The sequence below is a fragment of the Nocardioides sp. IC4_145 genome (assembly GCF_011250565.1).
In the GTDB taxonomy this organism is placed as follows: domain Bacteria; phylum Actinomycetota; class Actinomycetes; order Propionibacteriales; family Nocardioidaceae; genus Nocardioides.
Genome location: NZ_JAANMS010000002.1, coordinates 99,633 through 118,181, shown reverse-complemented (window position 1 = coordinate 118,181; position 18,549 = coordinate 99,633). Strand labels below are relative to the sequence as shown.

Annotated in this window: 17 protein-coding genes; 2 read left to right on the top strand and 15 right to left on the bottom strand. The window is 71.8% G+C overall.

Annotated features, from left to right (window positions below):
- Positions 1-20: 20 nt before the first annotated feature.
- Positions 21-746 carry a response regulator transcription factor gene (locus G6553_RS01840; protein ID WP_166188646.1) on the bottom strand — a complete coding sequence of 242 codons (726 nt, stop codon included), beginning with the start codon at positions 744-746 and terminating at the stop codon, positions 21-23.
- A gap of 336 nt (positions 747-1,082) precedes the next feature.
- Between G6553_RS01840 and G6553_RS01835 the strand changes: the two genes are divergently transcribed.
- Positions 1,083-2,141, top strand: a complete 1,059-nt coding sequence (locus G6553_RS01835) for a trypsin-like peptidase domain-containing protein (protein ID WP_166188644.1) — start codon at positions 1,083-1,085, stop codon at positions 2,139-2,141.
- 311 nt (positions 2,142-2,452) lie between these two features.
- On the opposite strand, the gene G6553_RS21535 is transcribed toward G6553_RS01835, so the two are convergent.
- The 6 genes from G6553_RS21535 to mmsB form a co-directional block, all read right to left on the bottom strand.
- A complete protein-coding gene (locus G6553_RS21535) occupies positions 2,453-2,917 on the bottom strand; it encodes a MaoC family dehydratase (protein WP_166188643.1) in 465 nt (154 codons plus the stop codon).
- A gap of 385 nt (positions 2,918-3,302) precedes the next feature.
- Positions 3,303-4,067, bottom strand: a complete 765-nt coding sequence (gene fabG, locus G6553_RS01825) for a 3-oxoacyl-ACP reductase FabG (protein WP_166188641.1) — start codon at positions 4,065-4,067, stop codon at positions 3,303-3,305.
- Between the two features lie 38 nt (positions 4,068-4,105).
- Positions 4,106-4,885 (bottom strand): enoyl-CoA hydratase/isomerase family protein, encoded by a 780-nt coding sequence (locus tag G6553_RS01820; protein WP_166188639.1) that lies wholly within the window; start codon positions 4,883-4,885, stop codon positions 4,106-4,108.
- Positions 4,885-6,063 carry a thiolase family protein gene (locus G6553_RS01815; protein ID WP_207619236.1) on the bottom strand — a complete coding sequence of 393 codons (1,179 nt, stop codon included), beginning with the start codon at positions 6,061-6,063 and terminating at the stop codon, positions 4,885-4,887. The genes G6553_RS01820 and G6553_RS01815 overlap by 1 nt, the downstream gene beginning before the upstream one ends.
- Before the next feature lie 68 nt (positions 6,064-6,131).
- A complete protein-coding gene (locus G6553_RS01810) occupies positions 6,132-7,634 on the bottom strand; it encodes an aldehyde dehydrogenase family protein (RefSeq protein WP_166188637.1) in 1,503 nt (500 codons plus the stop codon).
- Between the two features lie 34 nt (positions 7,635-7,668).
- Positions 7,669-8,667: a 3-hydroxyisobutyrate dehydrogenase gene (gene mmsB / locus G6553_RS01805; protein ID WP_166188635.1), complete on the bottom strand. Its 999-nt coding sequence runs from the start codon at positions 8,665-8,667 to the stop codon at positions 7,669-7,671.
- On the opposite strand from mmsB, the gene G6553_RS01800 reads away from it, so the two are divergent.
- Complete coding sequence (locus G6553_RS01800; RefSeq protein ID WP_166188634.1) at positions 8,666-9,550, top strand: LysR family transcriptional regulator; 885 nt, start codon at positions 8,666-8,668, stop codon at positions 9,548-9,550. The two genes, mmsB and G6553_RS01800, sit on opposite strands and share 2 nt — an antisense overlap.
- Before the next feature lie 15 nt (positions 9,551-9,565).
- On the opposite strand, the gene G6553_RS01795 is transcribed toward G6553_RS01800, so the two are convergent.
- From G6553_RS01795 to G6553_RS01760, 8 genes are read right to left on the bottom strand one after another with little or no spacing between them, the layout of a single operon-like run.
- Complete coding sequence (locus tag G6553_RS01795; RefSeq protein WP_207619234.1) at positions 9,566-10,843, bottom strand: MFS transporter; 1,278 nt, start codon at positions 10,841-10,843, stop codon at positions 9,566-9,568.
- A 55-nt stretch (positions 10,844-10,898) separates the two neighbouring features.
- Complete coding sequence (locus G6553_RS01790) at positions 10,899-11,672, bottom strand: glucose 1-dehydrogenase (protein ID WP_207619233.1); 774 nt, start codon at positions 11,670-11,672, stop codon at positions 10,899-10,901.
- A complete protein-coding gene (locus G6553_RS01785; RefSeq protein WP_166188632.1) occupies positions 11,669-13,159 on the bottom strand; it encodes an aldehyde dehydrogenase family protein in 1,491 nt (496 codons plus the stop codon). The genes G6553_RS01790 and G6553_RS01785 overlap by 4 nt, the downstream gene beginning before the upstream one ends.
- A gap of 32 nt (positions 13,160-13,191) precedes the next feature.
- On the bottom strand, positions 13,192-14,271 hold the full coding sequence (locus tag G6553_RS01780) for an acyl-CoA dehydrogenase family protein (RefSeq protein WP_166188630.1): 1,080 nt from the start codon (positions 14,269-14,271) through the stop codon (positions 13,192-13,194).
- Positions 14,268-15,785 carry a class I adenylate-forming enzyme family protein gene (locus tag G6553_RS01775; protein ID WP_166188628.1) on the bottom strand — a complete coding sequence of 506 codons (1,518 nt, stop codon included), beginning with the start codon at positions 15,783-15,785 and terminating at the stop codon, positions 14,268-14,270. The genes G6553_RS01780 and G6553_RS01775 overlap by 4 nt, the downstream gene beginning before the upstream one ends.
- A 6-nt stretch (positions 15,786-15,791) precedes the next feature.
- Positions 15,792-16,085 (bottom strand): hypothetical protein, encoded by a 294-nt coding sequence (locus tag G6553_RS01770; protein WP_166188626.1) that lies wholly within the window; start codon positions 16,083-16,085, stop codon positions 15,792-15,794.
- Positions 16,082-17,212 (bottom strand): phosphotransferase family protein, encoded by a 1,131-nt coding sequence (locus G6553_RS01765; RefSeq protein WP_166188624.1) that lies wholly within the window; start codon positions 17,210-17,212, stop codon positions 16,082-16,084. Before G6553_RS01765 ends, G6553_RS01770 begins: the two co-directional genes overlap by 4 nt.
- Positions 17,209-18,516, bottom strand: coding sequence for an acyl-CoA dehydrogenase family protein (locus tag G6553_RS01760; protein WP_166188622.1), 1,308 nt, complete (start codon positions 18,514-18,516; stop codon positions 17,209-17,211). Before G6553_RS01760 ends, G6553_RS01765 begins: the two co-directional genes overlap by 4 nt.
- Positions 18,517-18,549: the final 33 nt, after the last annotated feature.

Genomic DNA, 18,549 nt, shown 5'->3' with positions numbered 1-18,549 from the left:
CGACCGCTGCGGGTGCGGGGTCATCGATCGGCGGGCTTGAGCACGTAGCCCGCGCCGCGCATGGTGTGGATCATCGGTGCCCGGCCTGCGTCGATTTTCTTGCGCAGGTAGGAGATGTACAGCTCGACGACGTTCGCTTGGCCGCCGAAGTCGTAGTTCCACACCCGGTCCAGGATCTGCGCCTTGCTCAGCACCCGGCGTGGGTTCCGCATCAGGAAGCGCAGCAGCTCGAACTCCGTCGCCGTGAGCGAGACCTCCTCACCGGCTCGGGTCACCTCTCGACTGTCCTCGTCCAGCGTCAGGTCCCCCACGGTCAGCACCGAGGACGTCGCGGCCTGCTGCGCTCCGGCTCGGCGCATGAGGCCGCGCAGCCGCGCGACGACCTCCTCGAGGGAGAACGGCTTGGTGACGTAGTCGTCGCCTCCTGCCGTCAGCCCGGCGATGCGATCCTCCACGGCGTCACGGGCGGTCAGGAACACGACCGGCAACCCAGGGTCGCTGGCCCGCATGCGTCGCAGCACCTCCAGACCATCGGAGTCAGGCAGCATCATGTCCAGCACGACGGCATCGGGGCGCTGCTCCTTGGCTGCGCTCACTGCCTTCGCGCCGGTGTGAGCCACCTCGACCTGCCAGCCCTCGTACCGCAGCGCCATGGAGATGAGCTCGGCGAGGTTGACCTCGTCGTCGACCACCAACACGCGCAGAGGCGACCCGTCCGGCCGGGTGAGTGAAGAGCCAGCGTCCATGGGACAAGCGTGACCGACGTTCCTGTGTGCAGGCTGTGCGGCTCCTGGGCGATGATCCTCGACAAGGCACCAAAGGCTGCCGCTCGGCGCGTCGCGCGAGCGTCGAGGAGAACGAGCGCTGCCTTCGCAGGGACGTCCGGGCTCCCGCACTGCGTTCGCACAGGCACGGTCGCGACGGTTCTGGACGAGACCAAGCCACTGCTACTCAAGGAGCCCCCCATGCCTCGCTTGCGCCGAACCGTCGCCGGACTGACTGCCATGGTCAGCGCCGTCCCCATGACCCTGGGCGTCGTTCCTGTCGCTGTCGCGGCCACTGCACCGTCCGACCGGGCCGACGTGGTCCGACCCGTGGAGCACGGGTGGCCGGCCTACCCGCACAACCCCGACGGCACCTACGGGGGAGAATCAGCCGCCGCGTACGGCGTCTACGGCGCGCCGCTGCCACCGACCAACGGCTCGAGCGTCGCCCCGGAAACTGCCGGGCTCGACACGACCGACGCCACCGACGAGCAGTCCACCGGCGTCGTGCTCATCGACAGCGTCCTCGACTTCGGCACCGGCGAGGCCGCCGGCACCGGCATGGTCATGGACGGGGAGAACGGCATCGTGGTCACGAACCACCACCTCGTCGAGGGCGCGACGAGCATCGAGGTCACCATCGCCACCACCGGCCAGACCTACACCGCCACCCTGCTCGGGGCCGACGCCACCCACGACATTGCCGTGCTCGAGCTCACCGACGCACCCGCCCTGGACGAGGTCACGCTCGACACTGACGCCCTCGAGGTCAGGGACCAGATCACCGCCGTCGGGGACGCCGGCGGCGACGGCGGGACCCTGACGGCCGCCACGGGCACGATCACCGACACGCGGGCACCGGTGACCGTCACCGACGACGACGGCACGCAGACCACGATCCGAGGACTCATCGAGGTCGACGCCGACATCATCGCGGGCGACTCCGGCGGCGCGCTGCTCGACGCCGACGGTGACGTCATCGGTATGAACGTCGCCGCGTCCTCCGGCACGACCGACATCACCGGCTACGCGATCCCGGTCGCCCGCGTGCTGCGGGTCGCCTCCGCCGTGCTCGCCGGCGACGGATCGGCCACCATCGACCTCGGCTACGACGCCTTCCTCGGGATCGCGCTGAGCACTCGAGACACCGATCCTGCGACCGCCACAAAGGTCCTCGAGGGTGGGGCCGCTGATGCCGGCCTGCCTGCGGGCGACACGATCACCGCTCTGGACGGCCACGCCATCGAGAGCGCCGGCGCGCTCCGCCGTTGGCTCGCGCGCTACAACGCAGGGGACACCATCTCGTTGTCCTGGACAGACGACGCAGGCGAGAGCGACGGCGCGGACGCCACACTCGGACGAGCACCCATCGCCTGACGACGCGAGTCGTGGGACTTCATGGTGCCGAGGTGAGACAACCCGGGGACGCCCGCGGTCCGTTCGCCTGCGCCGCTGGGCGCCGGAGAGGCTTCCATGCGCCCACTGCCGAGGGGTGCTCCTGACGCCGAGCACCAGCGGCGCAGGGGCGGCACCGAGCCGATCGCCGGCGCTTGTCCCATGGCGCCCTGCCTGCGACGCAGGTGACACGCCGGCGGATCGCGAGGATCAACCGGTCAACGCGCGAAGACTTCCGCGACGCGCTTGAACTCCCCTGGCGGAGCACGCCTTGATCTTTCCGGTCGGCTCGCTCAGGAGAAGTAGAGGAAGACGACCTCGGCTACACACACCGGCCGCTCCTGCACGTCGGACTCGACGATCACCCGGACCTGGAGCTGTGCTCCACCGGAGACCCGCGTGACGTCCATGAGCTCCACGCTCGCGCGGACGCGACTTCCGGCTGGCACGGAGGCGGGGAAGCGCACCTTGTTGAGGCCGTAGTTCACACCCATCGTCACGCCGTCGACCGCGATCAGGTCCTCGATGAGGCGGGGTATGAGGGAGAGCGTCAGATAGCCATGCGCGACGGTTCCTCCGAAGGGCCCGGCAGCCGCTCGCTGGGGATCGACATGGATCCACTGATGATCCTCAGTGACGTCTGCGAACTGGCCGATACGTCCTTGATCCACTGCGAGCCACGGCCCAGGACCGGCGGTGGCCCCGATGCAGGATTCGAGGCCCTCGAGGTCGACTGCGATCGCGGGGAACGTTGCCATGACTTCTCCTAGCACTTTCGGGCGGCGACCGGCGTCGTCGCTCAGGGACGAGTGGTGAGGGCTGGCGACGTCCGCGACGCCCTGCCGATACGGCGGCGCGGCGGCGGGCACCGCCCGTACGGCCCCGCCGGTGACGGGAGATCTCCTGCTCACCGCAGAGACGCCGCTCGCGGGTGCGGCGCGGAAGCGAGTAGCGGGACGCAGGCCATGGCGCCGGCAGCGGTCATGAGCGCCACCTGAACCGCCAGCTTCGCGTCGACTGACTCCTCGCTCGGCCAGCGCCGATCGGCGTCGGAGCACTGGAGCGTCTCGAAGCACGGCTTGCCCTCGTCGCGAGCGCTGGCGGGCCACGGTTTCCGTGTCATGGCGAGAGCCGTGGGATTCCTCAGAGCTTGCCGCCGCCGTCGACGTAGAGGGTCTGGCCGGTGATGTACGACGCCTCGTCGCTGGCCAGGAACGCGACCGCGGCCGCGATGTCCTCGGGGAACCCGACCCGGCGCACCGGGTTGGCCTCGGCGTTGACCTTGCGGAACTCCTCGACGTCCATCTTGAGCCGCGCGGCGGTGGCGTCGGTCATCTCGGTGGCGATGAAGCCCGGCGCGACGGCGTTGACGTTGATGCCGAACGGGCCGAGCTCGATGCCCAGGGTGCGGGTGAAGCCCTGCACGCCCATCTTCGCCGCGGAGTAGTTGGCCTGGCCGCGGTTGCCCAGCGCCGAGACGCTGGAGAGGTTCACGATCTTGCCGTACTTCTGCTCCACGAAGTGCTTCTGGGCGGCCTTGGTCATCAAGAACGCGCCCTTGAGGTGGACGCCCATGACCAGGTCCCAGTCGGCCTCGGTCATCTTGAACAGCAGGTTGTCGCGGGTGATGCCGGCGTTGTTGACCAGCACGTGGATCCCGCCGAGCTCGCCCACGACCCGCTCGACCGCCGCGTCGACCGACGCCGCGTCGGAGACGTCCGCACCGATCCCGACCGCCTTCGCGCCCTCGACGACCGGCAGCTTCGCGGCCGCCTCGGCCGCAGCCGACTCGTCGAGGTCGACGACCGCGACCGACGCACCCTCCTCGGCGAACCGGATGGCGGTGCCGAACCCGATCCCGCGGGCGGCTCCGGTGACGACGGCGACGCGCCCGTCGAATCGACCCATGATGTGCACTCCTCTTTCGTTGGTCTTCGTCTGGTGGTTCAGCGGCCGGCGAAGCGGTCCAGCAGGGCGGCCGCCTGCGGTGTGGTGACGGCACGCGCGATGGTGGCCGCCTCGTCGCGGCCGACGGCAGCGCGGTCGGCGTCCCAACCCGAGCGCACGAGCCGCCGCGCCTGGCCGAGCGCGTACGCCGGTCCGCGCGCGAGCCGCTCGGCCAGCTCGGCCGCACGGTCGGCGTCCCCGTCGGGCACGACCTCGGTGACCATCCCCCAGTCGCGCGCCTCCTCGACGGTCAGCACCCGCGGGGTCAGCAGGAGCTCGAGCGCACGCTGCTGGCCGACCGCACGCGGGAGCAGCCACGACAGCCCGCAGTCGGGGGTGAGCCCGACGCCGGCGTACGCGCTCACGAACCGGGTCGAGGCTTGGGCGACCACCAGGTCGCAGGAGAGCATGACAGCCAGGCCGGCGCCGGCCACGGCACCCTTGACGGCGGCGACCACCGGCTTCTCGAGCCGGTGCAGGGCGACCAGCGCCTCGTCGACGGCGGCGGCCAGCTCCTCGAGGTACGCCGCGCGGTCGGTCGCCGCCAGCATCGACGCGACGTCACCGCCCGCGCAGAACCGCGGACCCTCGCCCGTGACCAGCACCGCCGCGACCGCGTCGTCGGCGGCGAGCGCGCCGACGGCGTCGCGCAGGGCGTGGGCGGTCGGGAGGTCGACGGCGTTCGAGGCCGACGGACGGGCGAGCACCAGGTGCCCGACGCCGTCGCACACCTCGACGCGGACCGGGGCGGTCGCCCCGGCCGTCGCTGCGGCCGCCATCAGATCCTCCGGAACAGCGCGGCCAGGGCCTGGCCGCCACCGATGCACATGGTGACCACGCCGAGCTCGAGGTCGCGGCAGACCATGTCCTTGGCGACCCGCAGGGTGAGGTTGGCGCCGGTGGCGCCGACCGGGTGGCCCAGCGCGATGGCGCCGCCGTAGGGGTTGACCTGCTCGGGGTCGAGCCCGGCATCGCGGATGCACGCCACCGCCTGTGCGGCGAACGCCTCGTTCAGCTCCACGATCCCGATGTCCGCCGGCGTCGTGCCGGTCCGCTCGAACAGCGACTCCAACGCCAGCACCGGCGCGTACCCCATCAGCCCCGGCTCCATCGCCGCGGTGGCGACCGCCTCCAGCGCCACCAACGGCCGCAGCCCCCGCTCGGCCGCGACCGGCTCCCGCGCCAGCACCAGCGCCGCGGCGCCGTCGTTGATCCCTGAGGAGTTGCCGGCCGTGACCGTCCCGTCCTTCGCGAACGCGGGCCGCAGCCCGGCCAGCGTCTCGACCGTCGTCGCGGGCTTGGGGTGCTCGTCGACCTCGGCCGTGAACGGCTTCCGGCCACCGACCTCGACCGGGACGATCTCCTCGGCAAAGGCTGCCTTCGCCTCCGGGGTGGCGGCGCGGCGCTGGGACTCTGCGGCGAACTCGTCCTGCTCCGCTCGCGACACGCCGTACTTCGCCGCGACGTTCTCGGCGGTGACGCCCATGTGCATGCCGCCGAACGGGTCGGTCAGCATCATCACCGTGCCGTCGACCAGCTCCCGGTTGCCCAGCCTGTAGCCGCTGCGAGCGCCGAAGTCGTAGAACGGCATCCGCGTCATCGACTCGTCACCACCGGCGACCGCGATGTCGACCCCGCCCCAGCGCATCTGCATCGCGGCCGACCAGACCGCCTGCAGGCCCGAGCCGCAGAGCCGGTTGACGGTGTACGCCGGCACCGACTGCGGGATGCCCGCGGTGATCGCGACCCGGCGCGCGTTGTAGGCGTCCGCGCCGACCTGGCCGATGCAACCCATCACGACCTCGTCGACGTCGTCCGCCGCCACCCCGGCGCGGCGCAGCGCCTCCCGGGTGGCGACCGCGCCGAGCTCGAAGCCCGGCACGTCCTTGAACATCCCGCCGAAGCTGCCGATCGGGGTCCTCGCTCCGTCGACGACGACGATCTTCTCGCTGGTCATGATCTCCTGGTCCTCCTGATACGTCGGTGGTGCGTGCGCCCTGGAACCGACTCAGGGAGCCGCCGTCGTCACCGGCCGAGCTTGACGTTGATCTGCTTGGTCTGGGTGAAGCCCTCGATCGCACCCTCGATGGAGAACTCCCGGCCGATGCCGGAGGCCTTGTAGCCGCCGTAGGACTGGCCGACGACCTGGCCGCCGCCCTGGTTGACCTGCACCCAGCCGGACTCGATGCGGTGGGCGAGGCCGAGGGCCTGGTCGAGGTCGCGGGACCAGACGAACGCGGCGAGGCCGTAGTGGGAGTCGTTGGCCATCGCCACGACCTCGTCCTCGTCCTCCCACGGGATGACGACCAGGACCGGGCCGAAGATCTCCTCGCGGGCGATCCGCCAGTCGTTGGCGACCCCGGCGAGGATGGTCGGGCCCTGGTAGTAGCCCTCGAGGCCCTCGGGCACCTCGCGCGAGCCGTCGAGGACGACGCGGACGCCCGGCTGGGACGTCCCGTCCTCGACGTAGGCGAGGACGGACGCGTGCTGCTTCTCGTTGATGATCGCGCCCATGTCGGTGTCCTCCGCGAGTGGGTCGCCGACCTTCAGTGCGGAGACCTTGCGGGCCAGGACCTCGAGGAACTCGTCGTGGATGTCGGCGTGGAGGAAGAGCCGCGACCCGGCCGTGCAGGACTGCCCCTGTCGGGTGAACCGCATGGCCAACAGCACTCCATCGGCGGTCGCCTCGATGACGTCGGGCTCGGCCGCGGAGGGGCACACGATGTTCGGGGACTTGCCGCCCAGCTCGAGGCTCGCGTGGGCCAAGCGGCGCCCGGCGGCTTCGGCCACGCCCTGCCCGACCTCGGAGGAACCCGTGAACGACACCTTGTGGATGCCGGGGTGCTCGGCCATCGCCTGGCCCACGACGCTGCCGCGTCCGGTCACGAGGTTGAACACACCCGCGGGCACGTGGTCGTTGATGACCTGAGCGAGCTTCACGATGGTCAGCGGGGCGTCCTCGGCCGGCTTGACCACCAGCGTGTTCCCCGCCGCCAGCGCCGCGGGGATCTTCATGCCGGCGATCATCAGCGGGGAGTTCCACGGCAGGATCGCGCCGACCACGCCGAGCGGCTCGAGCCGGGTGTACTGCAGCTGGTCGTCGCCGGCCGGCAGCACGGTGCCCTTGAACTCGCCGGCGACGCCGCCGAAGTAGCGGAACAGCGCCACCAGCGTCGCCGACTCCGGTCGCGCCTGGGTGCGCAGCGCGTTGCCGGTGTCCTGCGCGGTCAGCACCGCGAACTCCTCCGACAGCTCCTCCAGCGCGTCCGCGATCCGCAGCAGGATCGTGCCGCGCTCGCGGAAGTGCAGCGCCCGCCAGGCCGGCAACGCGTCCGTGGCCGCCTCGACGGCCCGGTCGAGGTCGGCGGTGGTCCCGGACGGCACGCGCGCCAGCACCTGGTCCCCACGTGCCGGCGACACGACGTCCCGCCACTGGCCGCCCAGCGAGGGCACCCACTTCCCTCCGATCAGCATCGGCCAGTCCGGCGTTCCGGCGTCGGGAGCGTCGATGGTGGTCTGCAGCTTCATGACATCGTCCTCGTTCTCGTCGGTCCTGCGCTGGTCACCACGAACCGGCGACGCTTCGAACCAGGACCGTGCAGTCCTTGCCGCCGTGGCCGCGCTCGTGCAGGTCGTGCATCGCCTCGGCGACTGCCGTCGCGTGCGGCAGGGGGGTCCCGGTCCGCTCGCCGGCCTGCAGCGCCAGACGGAGGTCCTTGGCGAGCAGGTCCGCAGCGAAGCCGCCGTCGAAGTCGCGGTTCACCGCTGCGGACTGCACCACGCCGGGCGCGGGGTACCAGGTCCGGAGGGCCCAGCTGTCGCCGGACGACGCCGCCGCCAAGGACTGGAAGGTCGCTGCGTCGAGACCGAGCCGCTCGGCCAGGACTGCGCCCTCGCAGAGGCCGGCCAGGTTGATGCCCAGCATCATGTTGTTGACGATCTTCGCTGCCTGCCCCGCGCCGGGGCCCCCGACGTGCACGATCCGCCCCGCCATCGCCTGGACGAGCGACCGGACGGTGGCGAGCACCTCGGCGTCGCCTCCCACCATGAAGGTCAGCGAGCCGCCGGCTGCGCCCCCCACGCCGCCGGACACCGGAGCATCCAGGAACCGCCGGCCCGCGGAGACGGCCGCGGTGTGCAGGTCGTGGGCGTCGGCGATGTCGATCGTGGAGCAGTCGATGAAGACCGCTCTCGCCGGTGCACGCACGAGCGCGGAGTGCTCCACGAGCACCTCCCGGACGACCGCACCGTTCGGGAGCATGGTGAAGACCGCGTCGGCGCCTGTCACCGCGTCGGCGACGCTGTCGGCAACCGTGATCCCCCTCGACGCGGCCGCCCGTCGTGCCGGCGCGGTGACGTCGTAGCCGAGCACCTCGTGCCCGGCGTCGACCAGTCGGCCCGCCATGGGGAGGCCCATGTTGCCGAGGCCCAGCCAACCGATCCTCATGACATTTCTCCTTCTCGATGGACGACTGAAGCGTGCCGCTCGTGCCGCGCCCTCGCTACGCTGCAATTCGCACAGCAGATGTGCGCAGATGCACAACGGTCGGGAGGAACCCATGCGCGCCGATGACCTGGTGGTCCTGCTCGAGGTGGCACGGAGCGGAAGTCTCAACACAGCCGCGCGCGTGCTGGGCCTGACGCACTCGACGTTGTCGCGGCGGCTCGACGTCCTGGAGGTCGCCGTGGGCGCTCCGGTGGTGTCACGGTCGACGACCGGCTGCCAGCTGACCGACCTCGGGCGGTCCCTGCTCCCGGCCGCCGAGGCGGTCGAGCGAGCCGTTGCGACTGCTCGCCACCCCGCGGCGGGCGGCGACGGCCAGGAGCTGACCGGACTCGTGCGCGTCTCGGCGCCTGAGGCGTTCTCCGCGTGCTTCGCCGCCCCGGCGCTGGCCCGGCTTCGGGCCCAGCACCCGCGCGTCACCGTCGAGCTCACCGCGACGACACGTCCCATCGTCCACGGCAGTGGAGTCGACGTCGAGGTCGGGGTCGGCGACGCGCTGTCGCCGCGTGTGCGCACGGTGGACCTGGCGACCTACTCGTTGGGGTTGTTCGCATCGAGCGAGTACCTCGACCGCGCGGGTCGCCCTCACCAGCTGGCCGACCTGGAACGCCACGCACTGATCTACTACGTCGAGGGGGCACTCCGCGTCAGCGATCTCCAGCTCGTCGACCGGTTGTTCGCCACGCACGCCGTCGAGCTCGGCTCGACCAGCGTCTTCGCTCAGGTCGAGGCCGCACGCGCTGGGGGCGGCATCGCGCTCCTGCCCACCTTCCTCGCCCGGCGGTCCAGCTCGCTCGAGCCGGTGCTGGCCCGCCGGGTGCGGGTGGAGCTGAAGTTCGTGGCCGCCCTCGCCCCGGCTTCGTTCCGGCGGGCGCCGGCAGTCGCGGCGTTGGCGGAGATCCGCACCGAGGTGCAGCGTCGGGCGACCGAGCTCGCCTGACCCCAGAGGCGGGGCTCACGACGCCGCACCGACCGAGCAGCGCCTCCACTGCCGCCTGACCTGGACGAAGCCCAGTCCCCAGAGGACGAACTGCACCGTCATGGCCACGTCGAGGTGCAGCGCCGTCGGCCCGTCCGGGCCGCTCCCGCCCGACACGTCGAGCACGACGCCGACGGCGAGCACCGCGAGCAGGCTCGCGAGGAAGCCACCGCAGTTCACGAGGGCGTTGGTGAGGCCGAGGGTGCTGGACGGGCTGCGCCACCTGGCGGCCTCGAATCCGAGGAGGGCGCAGGGACCGGCGACCCCCGCGGCCACCATCAATCCGACGAGCAACCCGATCGGGGCGTCGCCCGGCCAGGCGAGCACCGCCGCCCAGACCGCGGCGAGGCCGCCCGTGCAACCCACTGCGTAGGTCACCTGGAGCGACGGACGGCCGCCTGTCCACCAGCCCGTCACTGGGCCGGCGACGACGATGGTGAGCATCATCAGGCTCAGCAGCAGGCCCGCGACCTCCTCGCTCAAGCCCTGGCCGATCACCAGGAACGGGTAGCCCCAGAGGAGACCGAGGACCGACGGGCTGAAGTGGTGCGTGAAGTGGAGCCAGAAGCCCAGGCGCGTGCCCGGCCGCGCCCAGGACTCGCGGATGCTGCGGCGGATGCCGGCCCATGCCAGCGGCGTCCCGGTGCGCACCCGTCTCGCCGGTTCGTCCCCTACCACGACGACGAGGGCAACCACGACAGCGAGACCGGCCACAGCCGACGTCAGGTAGGTCGCCTCCCACCCCAGGTGGCGCAGGCTCCAGACCGTGGGTGCCGTGGCTGCCACCGCCCCGAGCTGGCCGACAGGTCCGGTCGCCTGGGTCAGGAGGGGCACCCGCACCGAGGGGAACCAGGCCGGGATCAGTCGCAGGACGCACACGAGCGAGGCCGCCTCGCCCAGGGCGACGACCGCGCGGGCGGCCAGGACCCCGGCGTAGGAGTCGGCGAGGGCGAAGACCGCTTGCCCGACGCTCATGACCAGGACGCCACCGAGCAGGACGCGGCGAGGGCCCACACGGTCCACCAGGATCCCCATGGGCACCTGCGCCGCGGCGTACACGACGAGCTGCAGCACGACGAAGGAAGCCAGCTGGGACCCGGTCAGGCCGAAGCGCTCGGTGGCGTGCAGCCCCGCCACCGCCAGGGAGGACCGGTGGAAGACGCCCAGCGCGTAGGCCGCGACCGCCACTCCCCACACCGCGAGCGCCCTGCTCGGCGCCACGTCCTGCGGCGTGCCGGCGACCACCGCGTCCACGTCCCGCGACGCCGGGAGCCGCGCCGGCCTGGCCGGCCGGCGGGTCGTGGGCCCCTCAGTAGACGGCGAGGCGGCCGCCGTCGACAGGGATGAGCGCTCCGGTCGTGTAGGAGCTCGCGTCACTCGCGAGGTGCACCACCAACCCCACCAGCTCCTCCGGTCTGCCGAGCCGGCCGGCAGGCAGCCCGTCGACGACCTTGCCGACGAACTCCTCGTCCCAGCTCTCGGCCATGTCCGTCGCGAACGCGCCCGGCATGACGCAGTTCACCCGCACCACCGGCGCGTACTCCTGGGCGAATGCTTGGGTCAGCGCGTTGAGGCCGGCCTTCGCCGCCGAGTACGTCGCCTCGGCGGCGCTCGGGCGGACCGCGCCGATGCTCGAGATGTTGATGATCGACCCGCTGCCGTGGGCCGCCATGCGCGCGCCCGCGACTGCCATCAGGCGGAACGGGCCCTTGAGGTTCACCTCGAGGGTCTTGTCGAACAGCGCCTCCGACTGTTCCAGCAGCGAGGGCGACAGCGGAGCGATGCCGGCGTTGTTGACGACGACTCCCAGCGGGCCGAGCTCCTGCTCGACCGCGTCCACCGCGGGGTCGATGCCCTCCCACTGGCCGACGTGGAGGGGCAGGGCCAGCGTGCGCGACCCGGTGGTGTCGGCGATCTCGCGGGCGACGGCTTCGCACGCCTCTGCCTTGCGGCTGGACACCGCAACGCACGCGCCGGCCTCCGCCAGGCCCTGTGCGATGGCACGGCCCAGCCCACGTGTCGCCCCGGTGACCAGCGCGACCTTGCCCGTCAGCGGTCGGGCGGACGCCACCGCCGCGCTCATGCGCCGATCCAGACGGACTTCACGTGGGTGAGCTCGTGCATCATCTCCTCGCCGAGCGTCCGGCCGTAGCCGGACTGCTTGACCCCGCCGTAGGAGACGGTCGGGTAGCCGGCCTGGTAGGTGTTCACCCAGACGGTCCCGACGTCCAGACCGTCGACCATCCGCTGGCTGCGGCGCAGGTCGTTGGTGAAGACGCCCGCGGCGAGGCCGTACTCCACGTCATTGGCGATGCGCAACGCCTCGGCCTCGTCGTCGAACGGGATCACGGACATCACCGGCCCGAAGATCTCCTCCTGGGCGATCCGCATGTCGTTGCGCACGTTGGTGAAGATGACCGGCTCGTGGAAGAAGCCCCCGTCTCCTGTGAGTCCTCCGTCGAGAGCGACGTCGACGCCCTCACCCCTGCCGATCTCGACGTAGGACGACACCCGCTCCAGCTGGGTCCGCGAGACCAGCGGGCCCAGCGTCGACTCGGGGTCGAAGGCGTTCCCAACCTTCACCGAGCGGCTCGCCTCGACCATCGCGTCGACGAACCGGTCGTGGATCGAGCGCTGGACGAGCACACGCGAGCCTGCCGTGCAGACCTGGCCCTGCCCGCTCCAGACCGCCGCGGTCGCGGCGGCCGCCGTGGGCGCGATGTCCACGTCGTCGAAGACGATGAACGGGCTCTTGCCGCCCAGCTCCAGCGACACCGGCGTGAGCGTGGTCGCCGCCGCCCGCTGGATGGCTCGGCCCGTGGCGGCCGAGCCCGTGAACATGATGAAGTCCGTGCCCGGGTGCGTCACGAGCGCCTCACCGACCTCCGCGCCGGTGCCCTGCAGGACGTTGAACACGCCGGGCGGGATGCCGGCCTCGACCGCCAGCTCGGCCATCAGCACCGCGCTCATCGGGGTGTTCTCCGCGGCCTTGAGGACCACCGAGTTGCCCGCGGCCATGATCGCGGCGGCGAAGGCGACGACGGCGGTCGGGCCGTTCCACGGCACCACGAGCGCGACCACGCCGCGGGGGATGCGGCGGTGCTGCGCCGTGAGCCCCGGCGGGACCGGAGGGATGGAACCCAGGATCTTCGACGGCCAGCCGGCGAAGTACGCCGTGGCGTTGACCCCGAAGTCCTCCAGGAACCTGGTGTAGGAACGGAGCAGGCCTGCGTCGACGGCGTCGAGGTCCCCGAAGATCACCCGGTTCTCGTCGATGAGCCGGGAGAAGCGGTGCAGACGCTGCTCCTTCTCCAGCGGCGCGAGACCGCGCCACCTGGCGTCGTCGAAGGCGCGCCGGGCGCTGCCGACGACGCGGTCGACGTCGGCGCGGCCGCCGCGGGCGGCCGTGGCGACCTCGAGGCCGGTCGAGGGATCGATGACGGGCATGGTCCGCCCGTCCGCGGATTCCAAGACGGTCCCGTCCACGACGTGACCGAAGAACTTGCCGCTCAGGTAGCTCGCAGTCTCGGGAGCGAGGTGGTTCAAGGTGGGTGAGGCTTCGATGGTCATGGCGTTCCTTCGTGCGGCGGAATGGGTGGGAGTCACAGCCCGTGGGCGGCGAGGAGCTCCTCGCGTGCGGCGCGGACGTCGTGGAAGGCCCCGCGGTCGGTCAGGGCGCGACGGACGTACCGGTGGGCGTCGTGCTCCCAGGTGAAGCCGATGCCGCCGTGCAGGTGCACCATCTCCTCGGCGCACGTGACGTAGGCGTCGGAGCCGGCGATCGCAGCGACCGCAGCCGCCGACGGCACGTCGCCCGGGGACTCGTCGAGCGCCCACACCAGGTGGGCAAGAGCGGAGCGGATGTCGTCGACGAGGACGGCGAGATCGGCGCACTGGTGTTTCAGGGACTGGAACGAGCCCAGGACACGGCCGAACTGGACCCGCGTCCGGAGGTAGTCCAGCGTCGCGTCCAGGCAGGCCTCGGCGCCGCCGAGCTGGTCACCGACGACCGCCAGGGTCCGCCAGTGGGCGAGCTGGTCGACGACCCCGCGGTCGGCCACCCCGAGCAGCCGGGCTGGTGTCCCGTCCAGCCGCAGCCGGGCGAAGGTCCGGGTGAGGTCGACCGTGGGCTGCGGCTCCCAGCTGGGTGCCTCGCCGCCGGTGCCGAGCGCGAAGAGGCCGACCCGGTCGTCCACCGGGGCGAGGAGCAGCGCCAGGTCGGCCACACCGCCGTCGAGCACCCGGCTGACGGTCCCGGTCAGGGACCAGTCGCGGCCCTCTGCGGTGGCAGTGACCCTCGTGAGGGACTCCTCCCAGGGGGCCAGCGTCGCGATCACCTCCCCGGCGACCAGGCCGTCGAGCAGCTCGGCCCGCTCGGCGTCCTCGGCGACCAGCCGAAGTGCGGTCTGGGCGAGCACCGCCGAGCCGAGCAGCGGCAGCGGGCTCAGCGACCGGCCCGCTTCGACCAGGACGGCGGCGAGCATCGCGGCGCCCCCGTCCAGCCCACCGTCGGTCTCCGGTTCGAGGATGGCAGCGACACCTAGATCGGAGCACGCCCGGCGCCACAGCCCTCGGTCGTAGCGGGGGGAGCCGTCGTCGTCCAGCGCGGCCCGGTGCTTGGCGAAGAAGTCGGCCGCAACGGCGCGCACGTCCTCCAGCTCAGCGATCTCCGTGGTGATCACGACGAGGTGCCTCCCTTCGCCAGCTCCTCGCGCACCACGCGCCGGAGCAGCTTGCCGGTCTCGTTGAACGGGAGCTGGGGGCGGACGTGGACCGCCGAGGGGACGCGGGTCGAGCGCAGCCGCTCCCGCACCCAGGCGGTGAGCTCCGCCGAGGGGTCCGCCGCGCCGGGCTCGAGCACGATGACGGCCTCGACGCGCTCGCCCCACTCCAGGTCGGGGACGCCGACCACCGCTGCAGCGGCCACCGCCGGATGGCTCGCCAGCACGTCCTCGACCTCCTCGGGCGAGATGTTCTCGCCACCCCGGACGATGATGTCGTCGGCCCGCCCGCGCAGGAACAGGAAGCCGTCCGCGTCGAGGTGTCCCTGGTCGCGCGTGGCGTACCAGCCGTCGTCGGCGACCGCCTTGTGGGAGGTGTACTCCCCGGCGACCTGCTCGCCGCGCACGAACACCTCACCCACCTCGCCGGCACCGAGCACGCGACCGTCATGGTCGCGGACCTCCAGCTCGATGCTGGGCACCGGCCGGCCGACCGAGCCGAGCCGGGCCCGCACGGCCGGGTCGAGGCTCGCCATGGCTTCGCGATGGTCCTCCGGCCCCAGGATCGTGACCGTCGAGCTGGTCTCGGTCAGGCCGTAGGCGTTGACGAAGTCCACGTGCGGCAGGTCGCCGACCGCCCGCTCGACGACCGGGACGGGCATCCGTCCACCGCCGTACGACAGGTGGCGCAGGGCAGGGAGCTTCTCGCCGCGCTCCTCGAGGACGTCGAGGATGCGGCCGAGCATCGTCGGCACCACCATGGCGTGCGTGATCCGCTCCCGGGCCGCGGTCTCCACCCAGGCCTCCGGGCTGAAGCTCGGCAGCTGGACGATGCGCCGGCCGGCGAAGACCGAGCCGAGCACGGAGCTGATCCCCGCGATGTGGTAGTTCGGGACCGAGACCATGATCGCCTCCTCGGGCCCGGCGTGACCGAACTCGACCGTCGAGGTGACGTAGGAGAACAGGTGCCGGTGACGGAGGACGGCGATCTTGGGCGTGCCGGTGGTGCCGCTGGTGAAGAGCAGCACCGCGGGGGACTCGGGGTCGGCCATGTCGTCCACCGCACCCTGGTCGGCCGTGGCCGGTCCGGCCGTGGCAGCAGCCAGGAGGGCGCCCGTCGGGAGCAGGGTGTCCGCGGGGCCGACCGCGACCTGGTTCGAGACCCCGGGCCCCTGGAAGAGCGCGACCGGGCTCAGTCGGGCCACGGCCTCGCTGAGTCGGTCGTCAGCGAGCCGGTAGTTGAGTGGTGCGAGCGGGACGCCGGCGGCCGCGGCGCCGAACAGCGCGATCGGGAACGCGGCGGTGTTGAGGTCCAGCAGCGCCACGTTCTCTGCGCCCTGCTCGCTCAGCTCGGCGCCGAGGGCGCGTGAGCGCTCGAGGAGGTCCCGGTACGTCAGGTGCTCCTCGCCCGCCGTCACCGCGACGCGGTCGCCGTCCAGCTCGACCGCCATCGTCAGCAGCATGATGATGCTCATGGCGGGTCAGTCCGACGCCGGCAGGGACTTGGCGGCCTTGACCTCGAGCACGACGCCGTCCACCGAGAGCGAGCCCGTCCCGGCCTGGACGCACATGACCTCCAGGCCCGACGGCTCGTGGACGTAGCGCTTCCCGAGCTGGGTGCCGCCGTCGAGACCGGTGGCCAGCTCGCCGCTCGGCTCGCCGGCGAGCTCCTCGACCACCGGCGCGCCACCGCAGCTGAGGGTGACGTCGGCCGCGCGGACCACGACGACGTTCGTGGAGCAGACCGTGCTCTTGAGACGCTTCCCGACCTTCATGAGAACTTCCTTCCGTGGAGCCGGGCCGAGCCCAGCAGTTCGAGCGCGCGGGTCGCGAGGGGGACGACGGGGCCGCCCCGCTCGCCCATGCGGGGGTCGTTCGACTCGCCGCGCACCCACCGCATATAGAGCTGTTGCATGATGACCGCGGTCTTCCAGCAGCCGAGGGCCTCGTACCAGAGCAGGTCCGAGCGGGTCAGGTCGAGGCCGCGCCGCTCGGCGTACCGCGCGACGACCTCGTCCTTCGTCGGCAGGCCCAGCCGGTCCAGCCCGGGAATTGCGATCGCCGCAGCGGCGTCGGCGTCGGGCCAGTAGTTCAGCAAGGTTCCTAGGTCGGCCAGCGGGTCGCCCAGTGTGGCCATGTCCCAGTCGAACACGGACACGACGCGGTCTGGGTCCGCAGGTGCGAACTGGCAGTTGTCGATCTTGAAGTCGTTGTGGATGATCGAGCCCGTCCCCCGCTGCGGCAGCAGCGCCAAGAGCTCCTCACCGACCTTCCCCACGACCTCCTTGCCGTCCTCGGCAACGGCTTGCCAGCGGCTCAGCCAGCCGCGCACCTGGCGCTCCAGGTAGCCGTCGGGCCGGCCGAGCCCCTCGAGGCCGACTGCTGCCGGGTCGACGTGGTGGAGGTCGGCCAGCGCGTCGGTCACCGCGAGGCCGACCGCCCGACCGGCGTCCTCACGGTGCGCCATCGTCGCCGGGACCTCGTTCCAGACCACGACGCCGGGCCGGTACTCGGTGACGAGGAACGGCGCACCAACGATGGAGAGGTCCTCGCCGAGGGCCAACGCGCGCGGCGCGCGGTCGTAGGCGGCGTTCAGCCGGGAGAGCACCCGGTACTCCCGCGCCATGTCATGGGCGCCGGGAGCCACCTTGCCCATCGGCGGACGGCGCACGACGAGGCGCGTGCCGCCAACCGTCACCTGGTAGGTCAGGTTGGCCGAGCCGCGGGGGAACTGCAGGACTGAGAAGTCACCCTCGAGGCCGGGCACCGTCGCACGCAGGTACGCCTCGAGTCGAGCCCAGTCCAGCTCCTCACCGGGCCGAACAGGCGCGGTCTCGGTGGTGGGCTCGGTGGCGGGCTCGGTGGTGGGCTGGACCGAGGCGCTGGTCGGTGCCGCACTCACTCCGCACCGACCAGGTCGTCGACGGACGCCAGCCGCGTCGCCAGGTGGAGCTCCGCCGACTCCCGCAGGGCGGGCCGGTGGCGGGTGGGGAAGAGGCCGGGCGCGGGCACGGCCGCCTTGAGGAGCTGCTTGGCGACCTGCATCTGATGCAGCTCGGTCGCTCCGTCAGCGAGCGCCATGTGGTGGGCCTCGGCGGACCAGGTCCCGAGCGGCAGCTCGGTGGAGATGCCGAGGGACCCGTGCAGCTGGATGGCGCGCCCGGTGACGTCGCTGAGGACCTTCGGCATGGCGGCCTTGACGGCCGAGATGTCGGCGATCACCTTGCGGTAGTCCTGGTACTTGTCGATCTTCCAGGCGGTCTGCAGCACCAGGAGGCGGAACTGCTGGTACTGGATCCAAGAGTCGGCGATCATCGCCTGGACCAGCTGGCGGTCGGCAAGGGTGCCCGCGCCACTGCGTCGCGAGACGGCGCGCTCGAGCATCATGTCGATCGACTCCCGCACCAGGCCAACGGTGCGCATGGCGTGGTGGATCCGGCCGCCGCCCAGGCGGGTCTGTGCCACGGCGAAGCCCTCGCCCCGGGCACCGAGGATGTGGTCCTTGGGGATCCGCACGTCGTGGTAGCGGATGTAGGCGTGGGTGCCCTCGACCTCGTCGTGGCCGTAGACGGCCACGTTGCGGACGATCTCGATCCCCGGGGTGTCGGCCGGCACGACGAACATCGAGGCGCGCTTGTGACGCTCGGCGTCGGGGTCCGTGACGGCCATGACGATGAAGAAGCTGGAGAAACGGGCGTGGGAGGAGAACCACTTCTCTCCGGAGATCACCCAGCTGTCGCCGTCGTCGACGGCGCGGGTGACGAATGCGGTCGGGTCCGAACCGCCCTGCGGCTCGGTCATGGAGTAGCAGGAGGCGATCTCGTTCTCGATCAGCGGCCGGAGGTAGCGCTCCTTGAGCTCGTCGGTGCCGTAGTGGGCGAGGATCTCCGCGTTTCCGGAGTCCGGTGCCTGACACCCGAAGACGACCGGCCCGGAGTGGGTGTGACCGAGAACCTCGTTCAGCAGCGCCAGCTTGAGCTGGCCGTAGCCGGGGCCGCCGAGCTCGGGACCGAGGTGGCAGGCCCAGAGCCGGCGCTCGCGCACCTTCTCCTGCAGGGGGCGGATCAGCGCATTCCGCACCGGGTCGGTGACGTCCCAGGCGTGCTCGACGACCTGGTCGACGGGCTCGATCTCGGTGCGGACGAGCTCCTCGGCCCACTCGAGGTCCTTCTGGTAGTCGGCGTCGGTCTCGAAGCCCCAGCTCATGTGTTGTCTCCTTCAGTGATGCCGGTGGGTGCC

Excerpts from the sequence above, each read along its gene's own strand:
- G6553_RS01785 (WP_166188632.1), bottom strand. The coding sequence starts at position 13,159 with ATGACCATCGAAGCCTCACCCACCTTGAACCACCTCGCTCCCGAGACT.
- G6553_RS01820 (WP_166188639.1), bottom strand. The coding sequence starts at position 4,885 with ATGGCGGCCGCAGCGACGGCCGGGGCGACCGCCCCGGTCCGCGTCGAG.
- G6553_RS01775 (WP_166188628.1), bottom strand. The coding sequence starts at position 15,785 with ATGAGCATCATCATGCTGCTGACGATGGCGGTCGAGCTGGACGGCGAC.
- G6553_RS01840 (WP_166188646.1), bottom strand. The coding sequence starts at position 746 with ATGGACGCTGGCTCTTCACTCACCCGGCCGGACGGGTCGCCTCTGCGC.
- G6553_RS21535 (WP_166188643.1), bottom strand. The coding sequence starts at position 2,917 with ATGGCAACGTTCCCCGCGATCGCAGTCGACCTCGAGGGCCTCGAATCC.
- G6553_RS01815 (WP_207619236.1), bottom strand. The coding sequence starts at position 6,063 with ATGACCAGCGAGAAGATCGTCGTCGTCGACGGAGCGAGGACCCCGATC.
- G6553_RS01800 (WP_166188634.1), top strand. The coding sequence starts at position 8,666 with ATGCGCGCCGATGACCTGGTGGTCCTGCTCGAGGTGGCACGGAGCGGA.
- G6553_RS01770 (WP_166188626.1), bottom strand. The coding sequence starts at position 16,085 with ATGAAGGTCGGGAAGCGTCTCAAGAGCACGGTCTGCTCCACGAACGTC.
- G6553_RS01760 (WP_166188622.1), bottom strand. The coding sequence starts at position 18,516 with ATGAGCTGGGGCTTCGAGACCGACGCCGACTACCAGAAGGACCTCGAG.
- mmsB (WP_166188635.1), bottom strand. The coding sequence starts at position 8,667 with ATGGGTTCCTCCCGACCGTTGTGCATCTGCGCACATCTGCTGTGCGAA.
- fabG (WP_166188641.1), bottom strand. The coding sequence starts at position 4,067 with ATGGGTCGATTCGACGGGCGCGTCGCCGTCGTCACCGGAGCCGCCCGC.
- G6553_RS01790 (WP_207619233.1), bottom strand. The coding sequence starts at position 11,672 with ATGAGCGCGGCGGTGGCGTCCGCCCGACCGCTGACGGGCAAGGTCGCG.
- G6553_RS01810 (WP_166188637.1), bottom strand. The coding sequence starts at position 7,634 with ATGAAGCTGCAGACCACCATCGACGCTCCCGACGCCGGAACGCCGGAC.